This is a genomic window from Paenibacillus sp. 2KB_22, assembly GCF_052115745.1.
Classification (GTDB): domain Bacteria; phylum Bacillota; class Bacilli; order Paenibacillales; family Paenibacillaceae; genus Paenibacillus.
In genome coordinates this window covers 1726288-1742657 of sequence record NZ_JBFRHG010000001.1, presented here as the reverse complement: position 1 = coordinate 1742657, position 16370 = coordinate 1726288, and the positions used below count along the sequence as shown (strand labels likewise).

15 protein-coding genes are annotated in these 16370 nt (G+C 45.7%); 11 read left to right on the top strand and 4 right to left on the bottom strand.

What is annotated here, in order from left to right:
* Positions 1–67: 67 nt before the first annotated feature.
* Together trmL and AB4111_RS07460 are read left to right on the top strand one after the other, a co-directional pair.
* Entirely contained in the window at positions 68–535 is a 468-nt protein-coding gene (gene trmL / locus AB4111_RS07465) for a tRNA (uridine(34)/cytosine(34)/5-carboxymethylaminomethyluridine(34)-2'-O)-methyltransferase TrmL (RefSeq protein WP_017689589.1), read from the top strand.
* A 166-nt stretch (positions 536–701) separates the two neighbouring features.
* On the top strand, positions 702–956 hold the full coding sequence (locus AB4111_RS07460) for an AbrB/MazE/SpoVT family DNA-binding domain-containing protein (RefSeq protein WP_036610032.1): 255 nt from the start codon (positions 702–704) through the stop codon (positions 954–956).
* 99 nt (positions 957–1055) lie between these two features.
* On the opposite strand, the gene AB4111_RS07455 is transcribed toward AB4111_RS07460, so the two are convergent.
* Positions 1056–1973 (bottom strand): serine hydrolase domain-containing protein, encoded by a 918-nt coding sequence (locus AB4111_RS07455; RefSeq protein WP_442031015.1) that lies wholly within the window; start codon positions 1971–1973, stop codon positions 1056–1058.
* Positions 1974–2446: 473 nt separating this feature from the next.
* On the opposite strand from AB4111_RS07455, the gene AB4111_RS07450 reads away from it, so the two are divergent.
* From AB4111_RS07450 to AB4111_RS07425, 6 genes are all read left to right on the top strand, one after another.
* A complete protein-coding gene (locus AB4111_RS07450; RefSeq protein WP_253432868.1) occupies positions 2447–3211 on the top strand; it encodes an alpha/beta hydrolase in 765 nt (254 codons plus the stop codon).
* An 11-nt stretch (positions 3212–3222) separates the two neighbouring features.
* A complete protein-coding gene (locus tag AB4111_RS07445) occupies positions 3223–4182 on the top strand; it encodes an ABC transporter permease (RefSeq protein WP_017689585.1) in 960 nt (319 codons plus the stop codon).
* Between the two features lie 18 nt (positions 4183–4200).
* Positions 4201–5103, top strand: coding sequence for a carbohydrate ABC transporter permease (locus AB4111_RS07440; RefSeq protein ID WP_442031014.1), 903 nt, complete (start codon positions 4201–4203; stop codon positions 5101–5103).
* Between the two features lie 55 nt (positions 5104–5158).
* On the top strand, positions 5159–6754 hold the full coding sequence (locus tag AB4111_RS07435; protein WP_442031013.1) for an ABC transporter substrate-binding protein: 1596 nt from the start codon (positions 5159–5161) through the stop codon (positions 6752–6754).
* Between the two features lie 98 nt (positions 6755–6852).
* The gene (bglX, locus tag AB4111_RS07430) at positions 6853–9018 is read left to right on the top strand and encodes a beta-glucosidase BglX (protein WP_442031012.1); all 2166 of its coding nucleotides are present in this window, start codon (positions 6853–6855) and stop codon (positions 9016–9018) included.
* A gap of 77 nt (positions 9019–9095) precedes the next feature.
* The gene (locus AB4111_RS07425; protein WP_442031011.1) at positions 9096–10112 is read left to right on the top strand and encodes a LacI family DNA-binding transcriptional regulator; all 1017 of its coding nucleotides are present in this window, start codon (positions 9096–9098) and stop codon (positions 10110–10112) included.
* 337 nt (positions 10113–10449) lie between these two features.
* Here the strand turns inward: AB4111_RS07425 and AB4111_RS07420 are convergent, their stop codons facing one another.
* Both AB4111_RS07420 and AB4111_RS07415 read right to left on the bottom strand, forming a co-directional pair.
* The gene (locus AB4111_RS07420) at positions 10450–11514 is read right to left on the bottom strand and encodes a phosphodiester glycosidase family protein (RefSeq protein WP_442031010.1); all 1065 of its coding nucleotides are present in this window, start codon (positions 11512–11514) and stop codon (positions 10450–10452) included.
* Positions 11511–11921, bottom strand: a complete 411-nt coding sequence (locus AB4111_RS07415) for a uroporphyrinogen-III C-methyltransferase (RefSeq protein WP_215076906.1) — start codon at positions 11919–11921, stop codon at positions 11511–11513. Before AB4111_RS07415 ends, AB4111_RS07420 begins: the two co-directional genes overlap by 4 nt.
* A 439-nt stretch (positions 11922–12360) precedes the next feature.
* Here AB4111_RS07415 and AB4111_RS07410 point away from each other — a divergent pair, with 439 nt between their 5' ends.
* The 3 genes from AB4111_RS07410 (at position 12361) to AB4111_RS07400 (ending at position 15193) form a co-directional block, all read left to right on the top strand.
* Positions 12361–13017: a response regulator transcription factor gene (locus tag AB4111_RS07410; RefSeq protein WP_253432887.1), complete on the top strand. Its 657-nt coding sequence runs from the start codon at positions 12361–12363 to the stop codon at positions 13015–13017.
* A gap of 137 nt (positions 13018–13154) precedes the next feature.
* Positions 13155–14378, top strand: coding sequence for an aminotransferase-like domain-containing protein (locus AB4111_RS07405; protein ID WP_036610015.1), 1224 nt, complete (start codon positions 13155–13157; stop codon positions 14376–14378).
* 188 nt (positions 14379–14566) lie between these two features.
* On the top strand, positions 14567–15193 hold the full coding sequence (locus AB4111_RS07400; protein WP_215076900.1) for an FMN-dependent NADH-azoreductase: 627 nt from the start codon (positions 14567–14569) through the stop codon (positions 15191–15193).
* 110 nt (positions 15194–15303) lie between these two features.
* Here AB4111_RS07400 and AB4111_RS07395 read toward each other — a convergent pair whose 3' ends face one another.
* On the bottom strand, positions 15304–16149 hold the full coding sequence (locus AB4111_RS07395) for a DUF2161 domain-containing phosphodiesterase (RefSeq protein WP_442031009.1): 846 nt from the start codon (positions 16147–16149) through the stop codon (positions 15304–15306).
* Between the last annotated feature and the right edge of the window lie 221 nt (positions 16150–16370).

Sequence of the window (16370 nt, the reverse complement as noted above, 5' to 3'; positions counted from 1 at the left end):
GTGGAGGGCTTTTCTTTAAGATTAGAGGGTTGTCGTCAACATGAAATGAAAAGGAGATTGAACACATATGGCTTTACACATCGTTCTGGTTGAACCAGAAATTCCGGCGAACACAGGCAATATTTCGCGTACTTGTGCGGCAACCGGTACCCATCTGCATCTCGTGCGTCCACTCGGATTTCGAACAGATGATGCTACATTGAAACGGGCAGGGCTGGACTACTGGCATGCTGTTCATATTGAATACCACGACTCATTTGCAGAGGTTCAGGAAAAATATCCGGAAGGTCGCTTCTTCTACGCAACTACGAAGGCAAAGAACCGCTACAGTGACTTTAATTTTCAGGATGGGGATTTCCTCGTTTTCGGTAAAGAGACTAAAGGCCTGCCACCTGAATTAATTGCTGCGAATCCCGATACATGCATGAAAATGCCAATGACTGGTGATGTCAGATCATTAAATCTATCCAATTCGGCAGCAATTATTGTATATGAAGCGTTGCGTCAGCTCAATTTTCCGGGGTTAGAAGGATAATTTCAGGTTATAAATGACGCTAGAATTCGGAAAAAAAACATTTTTCAAAAAAAAGGACAAAAAATGTTTATTTCCAGCAGGATTCGACAAAATCTTGGCGAATCTATAAACATAGTACAAATGTACCTAGAAATTTAGAGTAAGATAGGAGAGGTGTGCCGTAGCTATGAAGCCAGCTGGAGTAGTTCGCAAAGTTGACCAATTAGGTAGGATCGTATTGCCTAAATCTTTGCGTAAAAGGTATCAAATGAATGAGGGAGATCCTGTAGAGATCTTAGTACAAGGGGACCATATTATCTTGGAGAGATATCGTCCAAAATGTATTTTCTGCGGATCCATCGAGGAAGTCAACGAGTTCAAAGAGCGTTACATATGCGCACAATGTTTAGATGAAATGACTCAGCTTCCACAGCACGGATAAGAAGTAACGCCATGGGGTTATTAACCCCGTGGTGTTTTTTTTGTTTTCAATATCCAGTGCATGGTTCGGTTCCAAGGGAATAAAAGAAGAATATGAAATTTAACGTTGATTGCATATAGGTAAAATCTCATCCCAAACGGCATTCAGAATACCTTGCATGTTTTCTTCCTCACTGTTAATACATATGACAGCTTCCTTTGAGGGAAGGATGATACATAACTGACCATAGGCGCCATCGGCGCGGTAAGCCTCATGGGAACACATCCAGAACTGATATCCGTAACCTTCTCCCCAATCACCGTCTCCAGTCGTTTCGATCTGCCGGGACGTAGCCTGTCTGATCCAATCCGCAGGTATAAGCTGTGTGCCTTCCCAAAGGCCTTCCTGGAGCAGTAACTGGCCAAATCGACTCAGTTCCTCATTGCTTATCCAAAGACCTGCACAGCCGAGTGTTACTCCCAGTGGAGAGGTTTCCCATTCTACATCATGAATGCCAAGAGGCTCAAATAATCGCGGAGTCAGGTAATCTTTCACGGTTTGGCCGGTAGCTGCCTGCAGCATGGCTGAGATCATAAACGTATCCCCACTGCTGTATGTAAATTGTTCTCCGGGCATCCGGTCCAGAGGGAGAGACATATAGTATTTCGCCCAATCTTTCTCGGTCAAAGAAGCTCGTTCATCAGCCCAAAGAGGCGGCGAATCATGACCGGAAGACATTCGGAGCAGGTCACGTAACTTCAATTCCTGTGGAGATGGGAGATTGTAATGTGCACTCGATACATGATTATGGGTGAAATAATCACCAAGTGTGGCATCCAGATGTAACAGACCTTCTTCAAGCGCAAGACCAACGGCCATGCATGTGAAGGATTTACTTATGGAATGTTGTACACGGCGCTGATCCCTATCCCTGTCCCAATGGGCAAGCAGATGCCCTTTTTGAAGTATGCGAATGGAGAAAACGTTCAATTGTTGCTCAGTAATCATTTGAATGAAACCTTTGAGTTGCTCAGACATAATTAACCTCCCTAATATCAGGTGAAACCTGAGTAAAATCGGTTGGTGAAACGTTTCCGTAATTTGAATGCAAAATCAGAACTCATGTTAGTATAAACCGGGTTTGGTGTCAATTAAAGTTGTAATAACACTGACTAAAATTTCATTTTTTCGTAATAATAGTGTCTTTCGGCGCAAATTTAGACGTAAAAAAGCATTTTTTCGAGAAAATAACGCGAAATTTGTAAAAAGGTTATTGACAGGATTTACTCATCGGGCTTATGATTTATTCGAAACGATTCGAAGAAATCGCTTCCACATTAAAAGTGTTGTAATGAAGACCAAGTGAATCAACGTTGGCTATGTTTTGAAACGATTCGAGAAAATCGTTTCGATAACCCATCGTAATACAAGGGAATCTACAACAGCCTGCAATCCAACGCCAGAGAGACGAAAGAGTAAAGACAGCAGGCGATGATGAGAGGGGTTACATTATGGCACATATAACGATCGAAACTGGATCGCCAACCTTATGCATGAATACCAGCATACATGTTGTGTCCAGTGACTCCGGAGAGACTTCAGGCGGTACACTATATCTGTTGCACGGAGCAGGCGATAATGCGAGCACCTGGCAGCGATTAACCACCATTGAGATGTATGCAGCGCAATATGGTTGTACCATCATTATGCCGGAAGCGAATCGAAGCTATTACACCGATATGGAATACGGCCTGAATTACTTCCACTACATCACTCAGGAGTTACCTGAAGTATGCAAGCGTCTGCTCAATCTGAATCCTGATCCGGAGAAAACGTACGTCGCCGGTCTATCCATGGGTGGATATGGTGCACTGAAATGTGGACTAACTTATCCAGAGAAGTATCGCAAAGTAGTGTCATTATCCGGCGTAACGGATATTCAGACACGACTTCATGATCCCCATATGCCAGCGACCATGATCAAGGAAATGAAAGCGGTTTTTGGAGAACGTTTACAGGTAAAAGCCGATCAGGATATTTACGCACTGTCGGCCAAGCTGCTGGAACAGGGTGTTCCTTTACCGGATATCCTCAGTTGCTGTGGCGATAGTGACCCCTTCGTAGAGATGAATCGCGATTTCGCGAAATACATGCAGGGGACTGCCTTTGATTTTCGGTATGTGGAGACACCAGGGGCTCATGAATGGAGATTTTGGGAGCACCACCTGAGAACGATGTTTGATTTTCTGTACAACGACAAGACCAAAGTAGAGTGAGGAGATGCAATGTGAAACCTGCAGCCGAAGGACCTAGCAAAAAGCTGAAGGGAAACGTGAAGGGCAATTCGCTCTGGACTGAAATCTGGAAGCACCGAATGACATACACCCTGCTTATTCCGGGGCTTGTCTGGCTAATCCTGTTTGCCTACATGCCGATGGGTGGCTTGTCTCTGGCATTCAAAGATTACAAGGCCAACCTGGGCATCTGGGGAAGTCCATGGAGCGGATTCGAGAACTTCAAATATGTTTTCCGTGATCCAACCTTTATTGACGCGGTATGGCGTACGCTGTACATCAATATTCTGAAACTGATTATTCAGTTCCCGTTCCCGATCATTCTGGCGTTGTTGTTGAATGAATTGCGGATGCGCAGAGGGAAAAAATTGTTCCAAACCGTTCTTACGTTCCCTCACTTTCTGTCCTGGATCATCGTATCCGGCGTAGTCATCAATGTGCTGGCATATGACGGACTGGTAAACAGTGCGCTCGGATTACTCGGATTGCCAACAATTAATTTCCTGGGATCCGAATCCAACTTTGTACCGATGTTGCTGTTGACTGATATTTGGAAATCAAGTGGATGGGGCGCGATTATATTCTTAGCTGCCATTTCCGGTATTGACCAGGATCAGTATGAATCAGCACAGATCGACGGGGCTTCCCGTATGCAACAGATGTTCAAAATCACTTTACCGAACATCCTTCCAACCATCACAATCATGTTTATTCTTTCGGTTGGTGGATTGATGTCTTCCGGGTTTGACCAGATCTTCAACTTGGCAAATGCCGCTACCAAAAATGTATCGGAAGTACTCGATGTATATATCTATCGGATTACGTTCCAGTCATCAACTGACTTCTCATTCTCGACAGCGGTCAGCTTGTTCCGTTCCTTGGTGAATATGGCCTTGCTGCTTCTTGCTGACAGATTTGCCAAGTGGCTTGGCGGAGACGGTTTGTTCCGATAAGAGAGGAGGAAAAATGAGATGAGCAAGAAAGCTAACAAAAAACCGAGAATTGGTACAGAAAGAATGACACTTCTCGATTACATTATTTTCGCCGTATTACTCGTGCTTGCCCTGATGATCCTGATTCCGTTCTGGAATGTCATCATGATCTCGTTTGCAACACAGAAAGAATATGCTGACAATCCATTTTTGATGTTCCCTAAACAATGGACATTGGATTCCTACAAGGCGTTGTTCGCTGACGGAACGATTCTGTCGGGGTACAAAAATACAATTATATTGCTAGTCATCGGCTTGCCACTCAGCTTGTTCCTGACAACAAGCATGGCATATGGCCTTAGTCGCAACAAATTCCCGTTTAAGAAATTTCTCTTTTTCCTGGTACTGTTCACCATGATCTTTAATGGTGGTATCGTACCGCTGTACCTGATCATGAAATCACTTCATCTTACAGGTACGCTCTGGTCCGTTATTCTGGCGGGAAGCTTCAGTGCTTTTAACATGATTCTGATGATGAACTACTTCTACACCTTGCCTGAATCGTTGATGGAATCGGCGAGACTGGATGGAGCAGGAGAGTGGAGAATTCTGTTCTCTGTTGTTCTTCCGCTGGCTACACCCATTATGGCTACAATCACGTTGTTCTACGGTGTGGCTTACTGGAACAGTTGGTACGATGCGATGATATTCCTTCGAAAAGCGGATCAGTTACCGCTCCAGAATGTACTCAGAAACATTATCGTGACATCTACGACGAATGCATCGAATGCATCCAGTGTGGATGCTGCCCAGGCAAGCAACTTCTCCATGGGCATGAAGATGGCAGCTGTATTTGTCACCATGGTACCCATTATGTGTTTCTTCCCAATGCTGCAAAAACACTTTGCCAAAGGGGTATTAACAGGGGCAATCAAGACCTGATTATACGTATAGGATTTTGCAATCAAATTTGACTAAAAAAACATGGGGGTAAAACATGAAAACGAACAAAAAGTTGTCAGTAAGAGCTCTCTTTGCCATCACGCTTAGTGTAGTTATGCTGATGGTGACCGCTTGTTCCAGCCAAGGAGCTTCAGGTGGTAACGAAAAAGATGCAGAGGGAAATTACAAAGATAACCTGACCATCTCTGTAGCTAACCTGACAGAAATCAAAAACGGGAACTTGGATAATGAATTCCACAAGTTCTGGACAGACAAATTCAATGTAACATGGGACTACAACTATATCGATTGGGATTCATGGGGCGAGAAGCTTCGTCTGTGGATTAACTCTGGCGACTTGCCGGATGTAGCGGTATGGAACTACGTACATGGCGATGCCATTAACAGCATTGAACAAGGTTTGTTCTACAAATTCCCGGATGACTGGAAAGAACGCTGGCCTAACGTTGCAGCAGCTTACAATTTGACGGGTCTTGGAGACAAGCTGGAAGAATTGACAGGTGGAACATACGTCCTGCCTAGACCAATCTATTTCGAGAACAAACCGGCTGACCCACTGACGAACCAAATTGGTGTCATTGCCCTTCGTAAAGACTGGGCTGAAGCGGTTGGTTTTGAACTGAAAGATGCTTATACAACAACCGAATTGAACGAATATGCTGCGCTAGTGAAAGAAAAAGATCCAGGCAAAGTAGGTAACAAACTTGTACCTCTGTCCTACAATGCAGCAGATGCCATGACAAACATGATTATGCCAAACAGCGTACATGCCATGACCGACACACCGTTCTACAAAGGTGAAGATGGCAAGTTCCACTGGGGACCAGCAGATCCTGAAACGCTGACAGGGCTTAAATTGATGCAAAAAGCGTATAAAGATGGATTGCTCAATCCTGAGTTCTACACATGGAAAAACAATGAAGGTCAAAACAACTTCAAAGTAACAGGAACAGCTGCTGTAACAAGTCTGGGCGGACTGGCTTCGTACAGACAAGGTCTGGATTCTGATATGAAAAAAAATCTGGGTGTAAATAGTGATGAACTGGTACACACAGCAATCGTAGTGGGCGATGACGGTAAATACCGTAACATGGAGCAAGCCAACTTCTGGTCTGCATTGATCTTCAATCCGGACATCAGTGACGAGAAATTCGAACGGATCATGGATCTGATCGATTACTCCGCAACAAAAGAAGGACAGTTGCTCATCAACATGGGCTTTGAAGGAACGGATTGGAAATATGATGAGAACCAAGAATTGGTTAGCTTGTTGCCAGAAGGAACAGTATTGGAAGATAAATACCCAGCACGCTTCGAAGGTCTATACCTGCTCGGTGACGACTTCAGTGTTGTAAACCCAGCAATCAAAAAGGATTACCGTGACAGAGCCGTGAAATTGTTCCAAGAAAAAGCAAAACTCGGTACAGAAGGCAATTCGCTTGCAGAATACGATTGGGATGTCAACCTATACGATTCCAAAGCTAAGAGTCAGGCTTCATTCGATTACCAGAACGAATATGCCAACCTGATCCTCAAAAACGGAGATCTGGAAGCAAACTGGAAAGAATGGGTGAACAGTAAAATGTCCCTGGTTCAACCTTATCTGGATGAGCTAAACGAGAAATTCTAGTAATCGTTCAGTAATTAATTTTGAACCCGGTGCGCGGTCTCTCCCCGAACGCAGCCGGGTTCTTTATTTCAACAACTTGTAGTGGAGGATACGATCAGATGAATAACGAGCAGCTGCTAGACCTGGTAAAACAGATGACGTTGGAGGAAAAAACAGCTCAGCTTCTTCAGTTGACTGCCAACTTCTATGAAGGAACAAATGTCGAAGGCCAGATCACAGGGCCGATGGAAGAGATGGGAATTACGGAGCAGTCCGTGGATGCTAGTGGGTCCATTCTGGGGTTGTCCGGTGCGCAGGCCATCATTGATGTACAGCAAGCTTATATGAAAAAAAGCCGTTTGGGCATTCCGCTCTTGTTCATGGCTGACGTCGTTCATGGATTCAAAACCATTTTCCCGATTCCACTGGCGATCGGTTGCTCATGGGACACAGAACTGGCTGAGAAAAGTGCTGAAATTGCAGCACGTGAATCGGCTGTATCCGGTTTACATGTTACCTTTGCACCTATGGTGGACCTGGTTCGTGACCCGCGCTGGGGCCGTGTGATGGAAACAACAGGAGAAGATCCTTATCTGAACAGCTTGTTCGCAGCTGCATTTGTACGTGGATATCAGGGCGATAGCTTGAAAGATGAGCCTGATCGTCTTGCAGCCTGCGTTAAACACTTTGCGGCGTATGGAGCAGCTGAGGGTGGTCGGGATTACAATACGGTGGACATGTCCGAGCGTAACCTGCGTGAGTACTATTTGCCAGCGTACAAAGCTGCATTGGATGCGGGTGTGGAGATGGTCATGACTTCGTTCAATACGGTTGACGGTATTCCGGCAAGTGGCAATGAGAAGTTAATGCGCGGCATTTTGCGTGACGAGTGGGGCTTTGATGGTGTACTGATCTCGGATTGGGCTTCCATTCGCGAGATGATTGCGCATGGCGCTGCGGAAGATGATCGTGAAGCGGCATACCGTGCCATTCGCGCAGGTGTAGATATGGAGATGATGACGCCTTGTTATGTACATCATTTGCCTGAGCTGATTGAGAGCGGTGAAGTGGAAGAGAAGCTCATTGATGAAGCTGTTCTGCGAATTCTGCAACTGAAAGAGAAGCTGGGATTGTTCGACAATCCGCTACGTGCAGCTGATCCGGTTCGTGAACGCGAGATTGTGTTCTCCAAAGAGCACCGTCAGGTATCGTATGAACTGGCAACCAAATCGGCTGTTCTGTTGAAGAATGATGACAGCGTGCTTCCGCTTCAGCCTGAAGCTAATGTAGCCCTTATTGGTCCTTTTGCACAGAGTCCTGATATTCTGGGCTGGTGGTCCTGTGAAGGAGTTAAGGAAGATGCAGTCAAGCTCGGAACAGCTCTGCAAGAACGTTTGACGGGTGGGAAAGTTCAATTTGCTCAAGGCAGTAATGTTCATACAATTACAGCTGAGCAGATTGCGGAAGCCCTTGAAGTGGCAAGCAAAGCAGATCTGATTGTCCTTGCCCTAGGTGAAGACTCCGAGATGAGTGGAGAAGGTGGATCACGCACGGATATTCGTCTGCCAGCAGCCCAATTGCAATTGGTTAAACAGCTCAAAACAGCGGGGAAACCTATTGCCAGCGTTATTTTCAACGGCCGTCCATTGGATCTGCATGGTGTAATCGATGAATCGGATGCCGTTCTTGAAGCCTGGTTCCCAGGTAGTGAGGGCGGGGCAGCGATCGCAGATGTTCTGACAGGTGTAGTGAATCCATCTGCACGTCTGACGATGTCCTTCCCGCAGTCTGTAGGTCAGATTCCGGTCTATTACAACCATTTCAATACAGGTCGTCCGTTGAACCCGGAGAAGACGGAAGAACGTTATGTTTCGAAATACATTGACAGTCCGAATGAACCTCTGCTTCCGTTCGGTTATGGTCTCTCATACACTTCTTTCTCTTATGGTGATCTTGAAGTGTCAAGTAACGAGATGACTGCCGAAGAGACCCTGAGCATCCAAGTACGTGTAACGAACACGGGTGAGCGCGCAGGTGTAGAGACTGTTCAATTGTACGTTCGTGATGTAACGGGTGAAGTCGTTCGTCCTATGCGTGAGCTGAAAGGATATGTGAAGCTTGCACTGGCCCCAGGCGAGAGTGGTACAGCTATGTTTACGTTAAATGAAGAACAGCTTCGTTATCACCATTCCGATTTAAGCCATCGCAGTGATCGAGGTGAGTTCCATATTCTTGTGGGTGCAAACAGTCGGGACACTCAGAAGAAATCATTCAGACTCGTGTAATCCGGTGAATGGAAAGAGTAATGTGTCAGGCCTTTCGTTATGGAAGGCCTGATGAACATAACAGGGGAGCGAAGAATGTGGTCAGTATCAAGGATATCGCCAAACAGGCGGGAGTTTCCATCTCTACGGTGTCATATGCGCTAAATGGCAGCAACAAAGTGACCGATGAGACGAGTTCCAAAATTTTGGCCATTGCCAAAGAGCTGAACTATGTTCCAAATGCCGCTGCAAGAACACTGAAGAAGAGGGAATCCAAAATTCTGGGTGTATTCTTGACCGATTTTAGCGGAGATGTGTATGGAGACTTGCTGAGTGGCATGAAAGCCGTATGTAATGCTCAAGGCTATGACCTGATCGTGTGCAGTGGTAAACAATCCCATCGCATGCTTCCAGAGAGGATGATTGATGGTGCAATCATTCTGGATCATACGTTTGCAAGTGAGGAACTGATGCAATATGCCGATCGTGGACACAAAATCGTTGTATTGGACCGTGAGATGGATCATCCCAACATTAATCAGGTTCTGCTGGATAATAAGGCTGGGGCCACACTTGCGATGGAACATCTTATTGAACAGGGACATAAGAAAATCTACGTGGTGACAGGACCGGAAGGTTCGTTTGACTCTGTGCAGCGGTTAAAGGCTGTGAGACAGGTTGCGGAACGTGAAGCCGATGTGGAATGGATTGAGATCACGGGAGATTTTGAGAAGAGTGGTGGAGAACGAGCCGCAGATCAGATTGTGCAGGTGTATGATGGACCCGCAGCGGTATTCTGTCTCAATGATGAGATGGCAATTGGCTTGTGTGATCGTCTGGCAGAAAGTGCACTTGGCGTTGGTCAGGAGATCGATGTCATCGGATTCGACAATATTGAATTGAGTAAGTATGTCCAGCCGAGATTGGCAAGCATTGATTATTCCAAACGCAAGTGGGGATCGCTCGCTGCTGAACAATTGATCAAAATTATTGCTGGAGAACCCGTCGATCATGAACGAATTTATGTGACATTAGTTGAGGGTGGGTCGGTGAGTGGGGCTATGCCATCTGAATCTGTCATATCCATGCGAAATGAACGGGCGGTTAGCTATTGATCCCGAATTTGCGTCTCGCGACAGAATTGATGCGTAAATCAAAGGGTACAGCAAGAGACAAGGCTTAGAAGAATCGAATCATTCTTTTAAGCCTTGTCTCTTGCTATTTCAAGGATGAAATAATAGAAAAAGCCTCTCCGGAGAGAGGCTTGGCCTTTATAAGCCTTTTGTCTTGTCATTGTTGTAGGATGAAGTGAGAATGCCTGTAATGAAGAGAGTCAATACAATTGCAATAATCCAGAATGTCAGTGAAAATGACATACCCTTCGCACCTCCTGCACAAGCTCATTTTCTTCTATTATAACCATTATAGGTAGAAAAGAAATGCTTCACCCTATTATTTGTAAAATAAAAAGTGCGTGGGCACCGGTCTGAGACTACCATCCGAAGGGTTATTCACAACCCGATTATTCAGAATAAGCGAGGAAGATCCACCGCCATCCAGATTATAGGCGTCGATGACCCCAAGCTTGTACAACCGTCCTTGCAACTCTTCAAGGGTAGCACCGGAACTTCCGCCTTCATTATATCCATCGACCACAATGATCAACAACTGATCATCCTTATAATTGCCAATGACCGTACGTGGTGCTCGTTTGGGCGATACTTTCCACTTATCGGGAATTGTGGTTTTACGTCCATTCTGTAACAGCACCGGAACAAACGTAGCCCCAAATTGCGGTTGCAGGCGATCCAGTGAGTTTTTGTCGAAGAACTTGCCTCCGACCAGCTTGCCGGCATCGTTAAGTCCTACAAAAAACAGATCTTTGAAACTGGCCTGGAAACCGTTCACGTATTTCCCGTCCATGACGGTTGTGCTAAGTGGATAACGTTTGCCGCCGCTGTCAGCAAATCCACCTGCGTTGATCCCGGCAATTGCGCCGTTACGCTTCACAGCCTGCATGGTCGTCTCAGAACGCCCAGGTTCACTGTCTAGAGCCATCTGCATAGCAGTAGGGTCTTTTAGCTTGATCTTCATGGCGTAGCCCTTATAGCTGCCAGGATTCACTCTGTACAATTCAATCGTTAGCCGGTCACTGTCTACCCGTTCAAATGGAACGCCGAGCTTGGATGTAATCCGTTTGTTGTAGATCGTTTCCGGACGATCCGCCTGGGCGGAAGCTTTCTGAACAAGTGTAGACATCGTACTTGTTGTCTTATTATAGAGCTGTGTCGTTCTTTTAATAGAAGAAGAAGTCTGGACAGCAGCATCTTTTGCCCCGGCAAGCTCTTGGCTAATTGCTTGGGTCTGGGGTGTAATCGTATCCTCTGACAGTTCGGTAGAAATCAAACCTCCGGGTTCAAGTGGAGGACGAAGCAACAGCAGGCATAATATCAATCCAACAAAAGGAGCGAGTGCAAGCATAAAAAAACGATTAACCTGTTTGACGGGTGTAATCATTTGAGCAGGTCCATCTTTTTCTGGAGTGTCTCCAGTTGTTTTTTGACTTCGCTCAGCTGGGTATACAGTTTGTTGCTGTTATCCGTTTTATCACTTGCATTATCCTTGGTGAAAGTCAGCAATTCATTGAAGGATTGAACTTGTCCCTGCAGGTCTTCTACTTCCTTCGATATCGTTGTTAGCTGATTTTCGTAGTCGGTTTTTAGCGCTGCAATCTGCTGCTGATTATGGGCCTGAAGCTGGTTAATCATCTGTTGCTGGAGATGGTTACTATAATAGTAGGTTCCAACGACTCCTAGTGCAATGAGAACAATCCACATTACCAGAAACAGCTTGATTGAAGATCCGGCCTTGCCTTTGGCGCTCCGGGTGTGATGGATGTCAGAGGGCGGGGCAGATGGTTTCATATCATCACTCCTGGTCATTTATAGGTACAAAAATTTTTCCAGTCCTCATTCTATCATGCCCCTATTGATTACGCAAAAATGAAATTCTTTACTTAATAGAGTAAAAAGAGATTGCATCGGAAGGAAGTCCTAGGATACAATTTCTTATAGATGCAATAAGTAGGAACTTTGGGCAGGTTTTTCGACTTTTTTAGATAGAAATGCAGGAAATTTATACTATATTTTGACCTTTCCGGGGATGGGAAGATGGACATCATGGTGTTTTTATAACAAAATACGGTGAAAATAGAGCTTTTTTATCGGCTGTGTCCTGTATTTTTCTATTTTTCGACATAATCCGACCTATGCTTCTTCTATACTCGGACTGTCGCATAGACGATGGAATCATCATGACAGAAGCTAGAAGCTATTTGTCCAATACATAACAGGGGGAACAATAATGAAAAAAGTATGGCAGGTGGTCATCGTAGATATCCACCCCACCAGCATGCTCGGTACAAAATTGATTTTGGAAGAGCAGCAAGATCTGACGGTACGTGGCATGACTTCGACCGGAACAGAAGGGCTCGATCTGGTGAATATGCACCAGCCTGATCTGATTCTGATGGATTATCGTCTTCCAGAGGGACAGGCAGATCAATATATTGCCCAGATGAAAAATCTGTCACCTCACAGTCACATCATCATTCTGACGGATGAAGACAATGTGAAGCTGTTTCGTCATCTGATGAGTCTTGGTGCAAGCGGCATGTTATCCAAACAGGCTTCCCCTAGCCAGCTGATTCATCTGATCTCTGGGTTACGTGAGGGCCATGTGTCCATTCCATTGGCGTGGTTAAACAGTGCGGAGTGGGCGCAACCTGTGGAATCTCCGACAGAATCACGTGTAATTGAATTAACAGAAACCGAAACTTTTATCATGGAAAGAATTGTTCAGGGTGTAACCTATGATAAAATAGCGAATGAGATCAACGTTAGCAGACGTTCCATTGATAATTACCTGCGTAAAATATACGTGAAGCTGGAAGTAAGCAGTAGAGCACAGGCCATTGAACGTTACGCCTTGCATGCAAGGCAAGTGAAGACGGGATCATGACGGAACAGGTCTGTTCTTCATAATAACCACAACTGGTCGGTATGCATTCGGTCATATTCGATGGCGAGCACGAATAGGTTGTAGGGCTGCGGACTGCGAGTACAGTTTCGGAATAGGGATGAAAGGGGAACGGATCGATGAAATATTTCTTTGCTTCCCGTACCAACAGGCTTTTGTCATCACCACTGAGGGATATACGTGAGATGTCTGGCAGAGATTATTTCATTTCTCTGGCAGAAGAATTGCCTGCGGAGGAGTTGTTTCCTTTCAAATTGTTGGAAGAAGCAGCGGTGTCTGTCTTTAGTTCAGGCCCTTCCGCTTTGCAATATGGAGAGCCAGCAGGCTACACACCCCTAAGAGAGTGGTTGAACAAAGACTGGAATGCACGCAAAGGCATACGAACGGTACCCGAGCAGATTCTGTTGACCACTGGTACCCAGCAGGCCATCGATCTCGTGATGCGTCTATTGCTTGAGCCAGGAGATTCTGTACTGGTTGAACATCCCACATCTCCAGGCTGTCTTGAAGTTTTGGAGATGCAAGGAGCCAAGATTGTGCCCGTAATGGGTGATCGGGACGGCATACTGCCAGACCTTTTGGAGCATCACATGCAGCAGGTTAGACCGAAGCTGCTTTTTGCTGCACCCAGTTTCTCAAATCCGACCGGTGCTTTGTGGAGTATGGAGCGTCGGGAGGCTGTCCTTGAACTGTGTTCGCGCTATGGTGTACTGCTTGTGGAAGATGATTCTTACGGAGAGCTCCATTTCGATGGCCTTGAGCCAACGGAATTCTATCGTAAATACCCTTCACTCTTTGCACTGGATACTGCAGATCAGGGTGGACATGTTCTATACATTGGTTCATTCAGCAAAACGGTAGCGCCCGCTCTTCGAACAGGATGGGCCGCTGGACATCCGGCACTGATTCAGGCCATGGCCTCAGTTAAACGGATTGCTGATGGTCAGTCCAGTCCGATGAATCAGCGGCTGTTGTATCAATTGCTTGCCCATTCCCCTTTTCGTTGGAGTGATCACCTGTCCATGTTGAATCGGGAGTATAAGACAAGACTCAAACTGATGCTGGAACTGTTGAAGAGACCGGGCTGGAAAGGGTGTCAGTACAACATCCCAGAGGGTGGAATGTATCTGTGGGTACAGTTGCCGGAAGGATTGGATAGTGGCGCTCTGCTTAAGGCAGCTCTGCCCAAAGGTGTATCTTTTCTGCCTGGATCGCTATGCTCTACAGGTGTACAGGATCAACGTTACATTCGATTGAACTTTAGCCATCCGGGCCGGGATGAACTGCTGCTCGGCATGAATCTGATCAGTGAAGCCATTTCCGAATTTACGGCTCGTAGCTAGGTCAGATCAAAAATAGATTGTAGCAAAATTAAAATTGGTTCATGACCAAAGTGATTACGTTATTGCATCCACTAACATTTTTATATATAATGTGAATTAATGAGTTGTTGGTTTCTTTATATAAGCTACAATGGTGGCCAGTTCAGAAAAAGCACTCATATATTTTATCTAACGGGGGAAAATTCAACATGTCTAATATTTTATTTGTTAAAGCAAATGACCGTCCTGCAGATCAAGCAGTCAGCGTTAAATTGTACGATGCATTCTTGAGCGCATACAAAGAGTCCCACCCAGGTGACACAGTTACTGAGTTGGATCTCTACAATACAGAATTCCCATTCTATGGTAACACTGCAATCACAGGTACTTACAAAGCAGCTAACGGTTTTGAACTGACAGCTGACGAGCAAAAAGCAGCTTCACTTGCAGCACAGCTTCAAGATCAATTCTTGGCAGCTGACAAAGTGGTATTTGCATTCCCGCTCTGGAACTTCACTGTTCCTGCACCATTGGTAAACTACATTGCTTACCTGAGCCAAGCTGGTAAAACATTCAAATACACTGCTGAAGGTCCTGTAGGACTTGCTGGCGACAAAAAAGTAGCTTTGCTTAACGCACGTGGTGGCGTGTACTCCGAAGGTCCAATGGCAGCTGCTGAAATGTCCTTGAACTTCTTGAAAACAGTTCTCGGCTTGTGGGGCATTCAAAACCCTGAAGTAGTTATCGTTGAAGGACATAACGCTTCTGCAGATCGTGCTGAAGAGATTGTTACTGCAGGTCTGAAATTGGCTTCCGAAGTAGCAGCAAGCTTCTAATAGCAATCTTCTATATATAAAACACATAAAAACACCTGTAGTCTCCATTGGAGATTACAGGTGTTTTTGCATTCTCATTTTTCATATCACTTACTTCAAGTGTTCCCGTATCAGATATGGCCTGTATTTTTCAAGTATTGCTCCGCTGTTTCAGCGATATGCGCAAGGTCATCCTTATTTTCACCAGATACCGAATACGTTACATCAAGTTCATTAATGGTTCGTTCGATCATATCATTATCCTCAAGCATATGTGCATGCTCGGTTAACGCCTGTGCTCCCTTAATTGTCAGAATATATTTCCCTCGGGAGAGGCGTTCAAACCAGCCATAATAATTCTTTTGCAGAATCGCCGCGGAAGAACCTACACCAGTCTGTCTGGCGAGGGTGGCGGGAGAGGCTTCTCCGTTCGTTCGCAGAGCGGATGCGACTCGTAAGGCCTTCTCACGATATGCCGTGACCAGCTGTCTGCGTGTGCTGCCTCCCGTATTGTAATCTCCGCTGCGTTCGTCGAATTCCTTCAGCAGGCGTTTCCGTCGAATACCACTTTTGCGAGCAACCTGATTGCGTCCAGTGAGGGGAGGCTGGGCGGAGGGTTCGCATAATACATCGATCAGGGGAGCTTTGGTTTTGTAAAATGTGACCGTCAGCAGCCCCAGACCGAGCTGTCTGCATAATGCAGTCAGTTCGCTCCAGCGTTGGTTCACGGCTCCGCGTTTGCTGCGATTGCGCTCGACGGCCAAATACACGAACGGGCTAAGCTTCAAGCGCTGCATGCCCTGCAACAACAGGGAGAGGTTAAATGTTTTTTTCATCTCCACAATCAGTGGTTCCTCCTGATCCGATCTGACCCCTACGAGGTCACAATGTCTGACTTCCGCCTTCACATCGAAGCCACGCTGCTCGAAGAAAGCCTTCACAGGCGAATATAATTCGGTTTCGTATTGCACTGCCATCGTTCGTGCTCCTTTCCTAAAGTGGTCAGGGATCTGACCATGCATTGTCCGGTTTCCTGAATTTAGAACCCTCATTATATCATATTCGTTCTTTTTTTTCTGAAGGCACAAGATGTCTGATAGAACAGGGAAAAGCCAAAATTCAAAGCCGTGGATTGAAAAAAAGAGGTCAACTTATCCGAATTGCCGCATAGGTATGTAATACACTTTTCACAACAAAA